11 protein-coding genes are annotated in these 11,422 nt (G+C 67.7%); 8 read left to right on the top strand and 3 right to left on the bottom strand.

Annotation, left to right across the window (positions count from 1 at the left end; all coding sequences use genetic code 11):
- Positions 1-418: 418 nt before the first annotated feature.
- From ACTJKF_RS30175 to ACTJKF_RS30155, 5 genes are all read left to right on the top strand, one after another.
- On the top strand, positions 419-1,315 hold the full coding sequence (locus ACTJKF_RS30175; RefSeq protein WP_440628669.1) for a M24 family metallopeptidase: 897 nt from the start codon (positions 419-421) through the stop codon (positions 1,313-1,315).
- Positions 1,316-1,365: 50 nt separating this feature from the next.
- Complete coding sequence (locus tag ACTJKF_RS30170; RefSeq protein ID WP_440628667.1) at positions 1,366-3,153, top strand: SDR family oxidoreductase; 1,788 nt, start codon at positions 1,366-1,368, stop codon at positions 3,151-3,153.
- Positions 3,154-3,187: 34 nt separating this feature from the next.
- On the top strand, positions 3,188-4,093 hold the full coding sequence (locus tag ACTJKF_RS30165) for a metal-dependent hydrolase (protein WP_440628666.1): 906 nt from the start codon (positions 3,188-3,190) through the stop codon (positions 4,091-4,093).
- Between the two features lie 102 nt (positions 4,094-4,195).
- Complete coding sequence (locus ACTJKF_RS30160; protein ID WP_440628664.1) at positions 4,196-4,483, top strand: hypothetical protein; 288 nt, start codon at positions 4,196-4,198, stop codon at positions 4,481-4,483.
- Between the two features lie 251 nt (positions 4,484-4,734).
- A complete protein-coding gene (locus tag ACTJKF_RS30155) occupies positions 4,735-5,109 on the top strand; it encodes a DUF2917 domain-containing protein (RefSeq protein ID WP_440628662.1) in 375 nt (124 codons plus the stop codon).
- Positions 5,110-5,279: 170 nt separating this feature from the next.
- On the opposite strand, the gene ACTJKF_RS30150 is transcribed toward ACTJKF_RS30155, so the two are convergent.
- Complete coding sequence (locus ACTJKF_RS30150; protein WP_006480752.1) at positions 5,280-5,558, bottom strand: hypothetical protein; 279 nt, start codon at positions 5,556-5,558, stop codon at positions 5,280-5,282.
- Positions 5,559-6,355: 797 nt separating this feature from the next.
- On the opposite strand from ACTJKF_RS30150, the gene ACTJKF_RS30145 reads away from it, so the two are divergent.
- Positions 6,356-7,657, top strand: a complete 1,302-nt coding sequence (locus ACTJKF_RS30145; protein ID WP_440628660.1) for an NCS2 family permease — start codon at positions 6,356-6,358, stop codon at positions 7,655-7,657.
- A gap of 310 nt (positions 7,658-7,967) precedes the next feature.
- Here ACTJKF_RS30145 and ACTJKF_RS30140 read toward each other — a convergent pair whose 3' ends face one another.
- On the bottom strand, positions 7,968-8,255 hold the full coding sequence (locus ACTJKF_RS30140; RefSeq protein ID WP_096501666.1) for a DUF1488 domain-containing protein: 288 nt from the start codon (positions 8,253-8,255) through the stop codon (positions 7,968-7,970).
- Positions 8,256-8,499: 244 nt separating this feature from the next.
- On the bottom strand, positions 8,500-8,691 hold the full coding sequence (locus ACTJKF_RS30135; RefSeq protein ID WP_440628658.1) for a DUF2964 family protein: 192 nt from the start codon (positions 8,689-8,691) through the stop codon (positions 8,500-8,502).
- Positions 8,692-9,070: 379 nt separating this feature from the next.
- Here ACTJKF_RS30135 and ACTJKF_RS30130 point away from each other — a divergent pair, with 379 nt between their 5' ends.
- Together ACTJKF_RS30130 and ACTJKF_RS30125 are read left to right on the top strand one after the other, a co-directional pair.
- Positions 9,071-10,963: a sigma-54-dependent Fis family transcriptional regulator gene (locus ACTJKF_RS30130; RefSeq protein WP_440628656.1), complete on the top strand. Its 1,893-nt coding sequence runs from the start codon at positions 9,071-9,073 to the stop codon at positions 10,961-10,963.
- Between the two features lie 101 nt (positions 10,964-11,064).
- Positions 11,065-11,367, top strand: a complete 303-nt coding sequence (locus ACTJKF_RS30125) for a 2Fe-2S iron-sulfur cluster-binding protein (protein WP_440628655.1) — start codon at positions 11,065-11,067, stop codon at positions 11,365-11,367.
- Positions 11,368-11,422 lie beyond the last annotated feature (55 nt).

The raw sequence follows: 11,422 nt of genomic DNA, 5'->3' as shown, positions 1-11,422 counted from the left end.
GGCCGAGCGCAAGGAATGCGACGAAGCGAATACTCGACGTATTCGCGAGGCGCATGACGCCGCGATCGGCCCTTCTGGGGGCCAGCCCCACGAATGATTTTCTTCCAAACAGGGGAACGTGCCTTTCCGCCCGCATTGCGGCGTCGTTCGTCGTTGCAATAGCTACGGCTATTGCGCCTCCTCTCTCCTTGCCCTGCGGGCGGAAAGGCACGTTCGCAAGCCCGTTATTAGCGTGAACAGGCCCTAGAGCCCTCCCTCCATTTCCCCCTTCCATTAGGACAAATCCTCACGTCCGAACGCGCGGAACCGTCTATGATCGTTACATCATTCAATGACACATTAAATGCTGACTGAATAACCCGCGACGGCGACGCCGGCCGCCTCATTCCGGATCAGCGCCCACCCCTGGAGACGCATCATGGCCGACCACCCGCTGCCGGAAGTCCACCTCGACGAGCTGCCGCAATTCCGCGCGGTCCAGCAGCTTGCCTACCGCTGCGTCGAGACCGTCGGCGCGATGCTCTACCCCGGCATCACCGAGAAGGAAGCCGCGCGCCTGCTGACCGAATGGCTGCAGGACAACGGCGTGCACGACTGGCTGCACAAGCCGTTCGCGTGGTTCGGCGACCGCACCGCATTCGAAGGCTTCTCCGGCCTCAAACACCTGGGCGGCTTCAACCTCGCGTTCTTCCCGAGCAACCGCCAGCTCGAAACCGACATGCCCGTGATCCTCGACGTCGCGCCCGTGCTCGACGGCGTCGTCGCGGACGTCGGCTATGCGCACTGCCTCGGCCACAACCCGATCCTCGAGCAGTTGCAGGACGACCTGATGGACCACCGCGACCTGATCGTGCAGCTCGTGAAGGCGCGCCGTCCGATGGCCGAAGTCGCGCAGGCGGTCGACGCGCTGTGCCGCCGCCAGGGCGTCGAGCCGCGCCACAAGGCCTATCCGTTCAAGGTGCTCGCGCATCGCGTCGCAAGGATCCACAAGCTGTCGAAGCCGCGCTTCGTCGCGCGCTTCGGGCTGAACGCGACGCGCAACCTGCTGCTCGATCAGGGCCGCGCGGCGAAGCAGCAGGGCTGGTCGCCGCTGTGGTCGATCGACCGCCGCTCCGAACACGCGCCCGTGCCGGGCCTGTGGGCCGTCGAGCCGCATCTCGGCTTCGCCGGCGTCGGCGCCAAATTCGAGGAACTGCTGGTGATCACCGACGACGACGCGTACTGGCTCGACGACGACCTGCCGCACGTGCGCCGCTGGCAGCGCCGCCAGGCCGAACGCACGCCGGCCGTCGCGCACGTGCCGGCCGCCGCCTGACGCGCACCGCGTCGCGCCTTCCTCCCGAATCCCAGAACGACGGACTCACGATGCAGCCTCTTTCCGACGAAGCGCCGCTGGCCCTGTTCGAATCGGTTCACAGCGAGACGGCCGTCGCCTCCGGCGACCTGACGCTCGCGGTCAGGACCTGGGGCGACCCGGCCCGCTCGCCGGTCGTGCTCGTGCACGGCTACCCCGACGACAGCAGCGTCTGGCAGCAAGTCGCGCCGCTGCTCGCGCGCAAGCACTACGTGATCGCGTACGACGTGCGCGGCGCGGGCCTGTCCGGCGCACCGAAGCGCACGGCCGACTACCACCTCGCGAAGCTGACCGACGACTTCGTCGCCGTGATCGACACGCTCTGCCCCGGCCGCGCGGTGCACCTGATCGCGCACGACTGGGGCTCGATCCAGGGCTGGGAATTCGTCACGGATCCGCGCCTCGCCGGCCGCATCGCGTCGTACACGTCGTGCTCGGGGCCGTGCCTCGACCACGTCGGCTTCTGGCTGCGCGAACGCGTGCTGCGCCCGACGCCCGCGTCGCTGGCCAGGCTCGGCGGCCAGCTCGTGCGCTCGTGGTACGTGGTCCTGTTCCACCTGCCGTTCGTCCCCGAACTCGGCTGGCGGCTGTGGCTCGGCCGCGCGTGGCCGGGCCTGCTGCGCCGGGTCGAGAAAACGCCGGCGGCCGCGCGCGCGACGCAGGCCGACGACGGCGCGCGCGGCGTGCGCCTCTATCGCGCGAACTTCATCCGCTGCCTGTTCGCGCCGCGCGAGCGCTACGCGCACGCACCGGTGCAGACGATCGTGCCGCTCGGCGACAAGTACGTGAGCCCGGCGCTGTCCGAGAACCTGTCGCGCTGGGTGCCGCAGTACTACCGCCGCGAAGTCGCGGCCGGCCACTGGCTGCCGCTCGCCGATCCCGCGCGCTTCGCGGGCCTCGCCGAACAACTGATCGATTCGGTCGAATCGGGCGACGAGCCGCCCGCGCTCGCAAACGCGCGCCGCCGCGCCACCAGCGGCCGCTTCAGCGGCAAGGTCGCGGTCGTCACCGGCGCGGGCAGCGGCATCGGCCGCTGCGCGGCGCTCGCCTTCGCTCGCGAAGGCGCGACGGTCGTCGCGTGCGACATCGATCTCCCGAGTGCCGAGCGCACCGCGCTGCTGCTCGGGCTGACCGGCGCGACCGCGCATGCGAAACGCGTGGACGTCGGCTCCGCCGACGAGATGGAAGCGCTCGCGACCTGGGTCGGCAATGCCCTCGGCGGCGCGGACGTCGTGATCAACAACGCGGGCATCGGCATGGCCGGCGGCATTCTGGACACGAGCGCACGACACTGGGAGCGCATCCTGCACGTGAACCTGTGGGGCGTGATCCACGGCTCGCGCCTGTTCGCGCAGCAGATGGTCGCGCGCGGCACCGGCGGCCACATCGTCAACACCGCGTCGGCCGCCGCGTTCGGGCCGTCGCGCGACCTGCCCGCGTATGCGACGACGAAGGCCGTCGTGCTGATGCTCAGCGAATGCATGCGCGCGGAACTTGCCGGGCAAGGCATCGGCGTGACGGCCGTGTGCCCGGGTTTCGCGGAAACGGGAATCATGGCGTCGACGCAATACGCAGGCGCCAACGCCCAGGACGAGGCACGGCTGCGCAAACGCGCGACGCGGCTGTACCAGATGCGCGGCCTGAAGCCGGAAACCGTCGCGCAGGCGATGGTCGACGGCGTGCTGCGCAACCGGCCGGTCGTGGCCGTGGGTGCCGAGGCGCATGCCATGCGCTTCGTCGGCCGCTTCATGCCGTGGCTCGGCCGGCTGCTCGCCCGCATCAGCATGGCATCGCATTGACGGCGCGGCGCGCCGCACAGGAACGGAGACACAGATGACCGCTACCGCCGAATATCACAAGATCAAGGCCCGGCACGTGAAGTTCGACTTCAGCGACACGCCGATCACCTGGGTGCCGGACGACCCGGGCAGCACGCACATCATCAACACGCTGAACCTGCTGTTCCCGGAAGGCGAGCTGTGGTTCTGCCGCGTGTACAACAAGGCGCTGCCGCACATCACCGATGCGCGCCTGCACGACGAAGCCGAAGGCTTCCTGCGCCAGGAAGCCGTGCATTCGCGCTCGCACGGCGGCGTGCTCAAGCACTACTACGACCGGCACGGGATCGACACGAAACCGTTCACGCAGAAGCTGAACTGGCTGTTCACGCGCGTGCTGGGCGACGCGCCGTTCGGGCTGAAGATCGGCCACACGCGCTTCTGGCTGCGGCAGCAGCTCGCGGTGATCGCGTCGCTCGAACATTTCTTCGGCTATCTCGGCAACTGGGTGCTCAACGCGCACGGGCTCGACGAAGGCCGGGCCGACCCGACGATGGTCGACCTGCTGCGCTGGCACGGCGCGGAGGAAGTCGAGCACCGGACCGTCGCGTTCGACATCTACAACCACATGGGCGGCAACTATCCGGAGCGCTGCGTGCACATGGCGTTCGTGATCGTGCTGCTGCTGTACTTCATCACGACCGGCGCGAAGTTCATGTACCGGCGCGACCCGGCCGCCGGCCGCTACCCCGGTTTCGCGCTCGCGTGGTGGAAGGGTTCGCGGCGTGGCCATCTGCCGTCGTTCTGGAAGGTGATCGGCGCGGCGCTGCGCTATTTCAAGCCGGGCTATACGCCGCACCACGAAGGCTCGACCGAGCAGGCGCTCGCGTATCTGGCGCGCTCGCCGGCCGCGCAGGCGGCCGCGCACGGCGGCAACTGGGGCACGACGAAGGGCGCGTGAGCGGCTGCTCGAGCGAGGCCGCCGGCGGATTTGTCACGGCCTCGGCGGGCGGCGCCCGCCGAAATGCGTACAATCGCGGCTTCATTTCCCGGAGGTGCCGCGATGGCCATGAAGAAAACCGATCTAGAAAAGAACAAGGCGCTCAAGCTGACGCACGCGCTGAAGCAGTCGAGCTCCGCGCGCTTCGGCAAGGGCGCCGACGAAGCGGCGAAGCTCGATCGCCGCGCGCAGCGCAAGCTCGACCAGGAACAGGGCCTCGTGCCGTTCGCGTGCAAGCTCAACGCCGACCTCGTCGAACAACTGAAGGCCCGTGCCGCCACGCATCCGAACGGGATGACGGGCCTGCTGTCCGAACTGCTCGTGAACGGCCTCGCACGGCGCGACGCGTGACGCGCCACGTATCTCGAAAATAGTCGTTGACAACGCCGCACGACATCGACAAACTCGTTCGCATGCCTACGTTCAAGCTCATCGCCATCGCGAATCATTGCCCGGTGAACATTCGAAAGAATGGATCACGGGAGGCGCTTGTGCGTTAGCATCCGAGCAGTACGCATGTCACACAAGGCCTCACCGGAAACGGATGAGGCCTTTTTGTTCTGGTGCGCGTCATCCGTCCGGCTCAACGAATGGAGCAGACGATGGACCAGGCAAGCCCGTTGTTCGACCGTCCCGATCGGCGCCGCGCCGGCGCGATCACGTTACCAACCGTCGTGATCCGCTTCGCGGTTGCGCCGCGCACGACCCTCACCTGGCGCGCGCCGAGCGATACGGAAATTCGTGCGCACGGCGCGCCGCTGTGGATCACGCGTCCGCCGAGCGTCGACGACTACTGGGTGCAACCGGGCGACGTGCTGCGCATCGCGCGCGGCGATCGCATCTGGCTCGGCACCGATGGCGACCGGCCGGCCGAAGCGTCGCTCACGACGGCCTATGTGCGGCGCGGCGAATGGTTCAGACGCACGCTCGCGCAAGTGCAACGTTTGCTCGTCGGACGATGGCGAAGAAGGGATTGACGATGCGCGAACCCGCGCGACGGGAGACCGGCACGCGCGCAATCACCGCATCGGGAAACGGACGCACCCGCGGCGCGACGCGTCGCAGGTGCGCATCGAATGGCGCGGCACGCACCTGCGTGCCGCGCGCGATCGCACGCCGTGCGCAACCGTTACATGCATCGCATGCATCAGGTGCTGGCGGCGAGACGCGGGCCCGTGCTGCGGGGCGTGGAATCGAGGTCGGGGCGTTGCGCCGCCTGCGAGGTCACCCACGGGTCGATGCCTTGCTTCTGCACCTCCTCGAGAAATGACACACGTGTGCGCCAGTAATCCGCTTGTAATTTCGCATCGATGACGCGCTGCTCGGCTGCGAACAGTTCCATACGCGCCGTCACGAGCATCGACGCAGCGGTTTTTTCCGGCGTCGGGGCGTGCCGCATCGCCCAACGGCTGATCCAGTTCAACATGCTGACCTCCGTGATTACGGACGAACCCGCATCGGGCAATCGCAATCGGTCGCGCCTGCCCGAATGCGCAACGACCGTCACCGCACTTCACCGCCTGGCCTGCACGGACTGCGACTTCCCCGCGTCGGCAACAACCGGCCGGCGTGTGTGCGCGGTGTATCTATCCTAGAAAGACTTGCCGGTTTACGCGATGACGTCTTGCAATCTTTTACACAGAAACCACAGTCGCGCCTGCATCGCGAAATGACAGTTGCGGACGGGACGGCTTCGGCGCACGATAGCCCGATATCTGAAACCGCCTGGCCTGACGAATGACCGCGGCACGCCGCCGCGCAGCCGCACGCGTCATGCTCGGTGCGTTCGCGCAGGCGTTGCGCCGGCCCTGCATTCATCCAGCATGCGGATGCTCCATGGCAGTCGCATGTCATCGCATGACATCGTCTCGGCCGCGCGCCGCGCATGCGTCATCCCGTTGCGTTCGCATCGACCGATACGGCCCGCCCCCCTCGAATCGAATGGAATCGCATGGAATCGAATCGTTTCCATCGTTTCCACCCGCCCGCTTCGTCCGAACCGGTAAAATGCGCGCCTTCGTCGCGCGACCGGCCTGTCCGACCGTTCGCGCGAACGCGGCCGATCGTGTCCCGCGACTATATCGCCCGCGCTATCCGCGCTATTACAATCCGCCGATAGACTGACAATAGTGGCTGGTTACAGTAGGCCGGCCTGGCGATGCCCTTACAACAATTCGGCCCAAACAACAAGCAACACGACAACCCGACCGGAGAAACGCCTTCATGGAATCCATCAAGCGGTATTTCGGCTTCGCTGAAGCCGGCACCGACTTCCGCACCGAAATACTCGCGGGCGTCACCACGTTCCTGACGATGGCCTACATCATCTTCGTCAACCCCGCGATCCTCGGCGACGCCGGCATGCCGAAGGAATCCGTGTTCGTCGCGACCTGCCTCGTCGCGGCGCTGGCGTCGCTCATCATGGGGCTGTACGCGAACTACCCGATCGCCTGCGCACCCGGCATGGGCCTGAACGCGTATTTCGCGTACACGGTCGTCAAGGGCATGGGCTTCACGTGGCAGGCCGCGCTCGGCGCGGTGTTCATCTCCGGCTGCCTGTTCCTGCTCGTCACGCTGTTCCGCGTGCGCGAAGCGATCGTCAACGGCATTCCGAAATCGCTGCGCATCTCGATCACCGCCGGCATCGGCCTGTTCCTCGGCATCATCTCGCTGAAGACGTCGGGCGTGATCGTCGGCAACCCGGCCACGCTCGTCACGCTCGGCGACCTGCACAAGCACGACACGATCCTCGCGATCATCGGCTTCTTCACGATCGTCACGCTCGACCACCTGCGCGTGCGCGGCGCGATCCTGATCGGCATCATCGGCGTCACGATCCTGTCGTTCTTCTTCGGCGACAACCAGTTCCACGGCGTGTTCTCCGCGCCCCCGTCGATCGACGCGACGCTGTTCAAGCTCGACATCCGCGCCGCGCTGTCGACCGGCATCATCAACGTGATCCTCGTGTTCTTCCTCGTCGAGCTGTTCGATGCGACCGGCACGCTGATGGGCGTCGCGAACCGCGCGGGCCTGCTCGTCGAAGGGAAGATGAACCGCCTGAACAAGGCGCTGCTCGCCGACAGCACCGCGATCGTCGCGGGCTCGGTGCTCGGCACGTCGTCGACCACCGCGTATATCGAAAGCGCGTCGGGCGTACAGGCCGGCGGCCGTACCGGCGTGACGGCGATCACCGTCGCCGTACTGTTCCTCGCGTGCCTGTTCATCGCGCCGCTCGCCGGTGTCGTGCCGGGCTATGCGACGGCACCCGCGCTGCTGTACGTGTCGTGCCTGATGCTGCGCGAGATGGCCGACGTGCCGTGGGACGATGCGACCGAAGCCGTGCCGGCCGCGCTGACCGCGCTGCTGATGCCGTTCACGTACTCGATCGCGAACGGCGTCGCATTCGGCTTCATCGCATACGGCGGCCTGAAGCTGCTGACGGGCCAGGCCCGCACGATCAAGCCGATCGTGTGGATCATCGCGGCCGTGTTCCTGTTCCGCTTCTTCTATCTCGGCAGCGAATGACGCTCGCGCGTCGATGCGCGGCACGATGCAACAACGCCACCTTCGGGTGGCGTTGTTGTTTCCCGGTCCGGTATGTGCGATGCGGCGATCGGGTTCAACGGAAACGATACGTGATCCGAAGCGATCGATCGCCTCGCGGGACAGGAGCGATGGCCGGTTAGAGCCGTGAGAGCCGGGAGAGCGGGGAAAGCCGGATACGTACGCACACGAACGTCCGCGCCGCGCATGCCCGCCGCTCGCCGCGTCAGACGTACCTATGACACGGGCGCCGGTATTCGGCGCCCGCTCCGTCGCTGCCCGGTCGTCCGGTTCAGCGCCAGTTCGCCTCGTAGAAGCGCACGTAGCCGCTGCGCAGCGTCACGCATTGCGCGCGCGTCTCGGACAGCAGCCGCCGGGCGGCCGCCTCGATACGCTCGCGATGCTGATCGTACGCACCGACCATGTCCTCGAAGCGCGGCGATGCCGCACCGAAATGATCCTCCAGCGCCTCGGCGGTGATCTGACATTGGACGCGCTCGCCATTGACCAGCGCCATGAATCCAAGCATCAGGTCGCGCCCCGAATATTCGGGCTTCTCATTCGTGAAATGAATCTGCATGGGAGCCGCCTATCGTCCGGTAGAAAGCAAATGACCGCGTCCGTCGTCCGCTACCGGCCGGACGAAAATGTACGCGGGCTCGCCGGCAGAGGCACGAACCACGGTGGTCATGGCGCGGACAATGCATGCCGGTTGCATTCCACTTTAGACGGTTTCGCGCAGGAGGCAAACTTTGCGACGTGCGTCGTTCCGACGCGCATTTCATCTGACCAGCGCGGCATCCGGCACCGTTTGCCGGACGGCGTCAGTGCGGATCGGTCGGCCAGATGTTCAGCGAGATCGCGGCGGTCGTGGCACCGACCGCAATCGCGGCCGCGCCGTATTGCACCGCTCGGGTCAGATCGAACAGCAGGCCGTGGATCGCGACGGCGATGCCGCCGAGCATGATGAAGGTGGCGATGGCCGCCAGCACGACTCTCAGTTCCGTCCGAACCATGATGCGTCTCCCGAACGGATGCATGTCGCGTCGCATGCATGTTGCGGTGCGGAACACGGCGCGTGCGTGCTCCATTTCCATCATTGCAGGCGGGCGCTTAAAAGCAAGGGGTTTTTGTACGCGGTCGCACAACGCGCGCGGCGCTTGTATGATGAGGCGATATCGAAGGCGGCGGGCCGCGGCGCGGATGCTGCGGTGCGGTGGGTCAAGGCGGCTCGACCGCGAAGCATGGGGCGCCGGCAAGCGCTAATGCGTCAACTCGGACCGACCGCGAAGCATGGGGTCTCGGTAAGCGCTAAGGCGCTAACTGGGGCCGACCGCGAAGCATGGGGTCTCAGTAACCGCTAAAGCGCTAACTGGGGCCGACAGGAGACAAGACATGCCTCAATCTTTCGTGCTGCCCGCCACCGCGGGCCGCATCGACCTGCTCGCGCAGGCGCATGCCCGTTCGACCGCGGTCGGCCTGCGCGCGCACGAGCGTCCCGATTTCGCGCCGCTGTCGCGACTCGCGCTGCGCGAACTGCTCGACACGAACCACGCACTGTTCGCGCACGCGCGCCCCGTGATGGAGAACCTCCACGCGCAGATCGCCGACACGCAAAGCCTCGTGCTGCTCACCGACGCCGACGGCGTGATCCTCCACAGCATCGGCGACGCCGACTTCATCGAGAAGGCCAACCGCGTCGCGCTGTGCACCGGCGTGTCGTGGGCCGAAGGCGCACGCGGCACCAACGCGATCGGCACCGCACTCGCGTCGGGCCAGGCCGTCGCCGTGCACGGCGCCGAACATTTCCTGCGCGCGAACCATATCCTCACCTGCTCGTGCGCGCCGATCGTCGACCCGTTCGGCCGCACGCTCGGCACGCTCGACGTGAGCGGCGATCCGCGCGGCTTCAGCCCCCATACGCTCGCGCTCGTGCGGATGTCCGCGCAGCTGATCGAGAACCACCTGTTCGCGAACCAGTGCGCGGAGGCGCTGCGGCTGCGCTTTCACGCACACGAGGACTGCGTCGACTCGCTGTTCGCCGGGCTCGTCGCATTCGGTCCCGACGGCGGGCTGATCGCCGCGAACCGCAGCGCACAATTCCAGCTCGGCGCAACCTTCAATACATTGCAGCATCAAGGCTGCGATGCGCTGTTCGGAATGCACTTCGGCCAGCTCGCGCAGCAGGCGGCCCGCGCGCCCGGCGCACCGTTCCGCCTCACGCTGTCGACCGGCGTGCGCGTGCTCGCACGCTGCGAATTCGCGGAAGCGCACAAGACGGCCGTCGCCGTCGCGCCGCCCGCCCCCGCTGCGTTGCGCACGCGCGCGCCGGATCCCGACGCGATCACGTTCGCGACGCTCGACACCGGCGATGCGCGGATGGCCGCCGTGCTCGAACGCGTCGCGAAGATCCGCGGGCGCGATCTGCCGTTGCTGATCCTCGGCCAGACCGGCACCGGCAAGGAATGGCTCGCACGGGCGCTGCACCAGGCGTCGCCGCGCGCGGACGGCCCGTTCGTCGCGGTCAACTGCGCGGCGCTGCCGGATTCGCTGATCGAGGCCGAATTGTTCGGCTATGAGGACGGTGCGTTCACCGGCGCGCGCAAACGCGGCAGCCCCGGCAAGATCGCGCAGGCCGACGGCGGCACGCTGTTTCTCGACGAAATCGGCGACATGCCGCTCGCGCAGCAGGTCAGGCTGATGCGCGTGCTGCAGGAGCGCGCGGTGATGCCGCTCGGCGGCGCACGCGCGGTGCCGGTCGACGTGCGCGTCGTCTGCGCGACCCACCGCGACCTGCGCGCGATGATCGCCGAAGGCACGTTCCGCGAAGACCTGTTCTACCGGATCAACGGGCTGGCGGTCACGCTGCCGGCGCTCGCCGCGCGCACCGACCTGCCCGCGCTGGTCGAGCGGATCCTCGCGCGGCTCGCGCGCAGCGAGCCGATGCCGACCCGCCTCGCGACCGACGTGCTCGAAGCGTTCATGCGGCACCGCTGGCCCGGCAACCTGCGGCAAATGACCAACGTGCTGCGCACGGCCGGCATGCTCGCCGAGGACGAAGCCGAAATCACGCTCGCGCACCTGCCCGATGATTTCTGGCTCGACTGCGGCGACGCGCCGACGGCCGAAGCCGCACCCGCCGACACGCGCGAAGCAACGACGCTGCAAAGCCACCAGGCCGCGGTGATCGACGCCGTGCTCGCGCGACACGGCGGCAACGTATCGGCCGCGGCGCGGGAGCTGGGGCTCGCGCGCAATACCGTGTACCGCTACCTGCGCCGGCACTGAGACGCTTCGGCCGGCCGCCCGACGGGCGCCGGCCGCACACGGCTTCGGGTATGCTTGGCGCTTGCCTTGCCTTGCCGCCGCCGCGCCGCCCGCCTCGACTCATGACCGATCCCGACCACCCGCCTCTCGTGCGCATCGAGCCGCTCGGCGCGACGTTCGACGCCCCCGATTCGCTGACGCTGCTCGAGGCCGCCGCGTTCGCCAACGTCAGGCTGCCGCGCTCGTGCCGCAACGGCACGTGCCGCAGCTGCCTGTGCAGGATTGTCAGCGGCAGCGTACGCTACACGATCGAATGGCCGGGGCTGAGCCGCGAGGAAAAGGCCGACGGCTATACGCTGCCGTGCGTGGCCGTCGCGACGTCGGATGTCGTGCTCGACGTGCCCGATGCGGCGATGATCGACTGAACGCGACGCGCGGCCGCGCGTCGCCCTGCAACGATGATGCTGCCTGGAGAGCGAA

Origin of the sequence: Burkholderia sp. 22313, assembly GCF_052045245.1 — a bacterium.
GTDB lineage: Bacteria > Pseudomonadota > Gammaproteobacteria > Burkholderiales > Burkholderiaceae > Burkholderia.
This window is presented reverse-complemented; position numbering and strand designations above follow the sequence as displayed.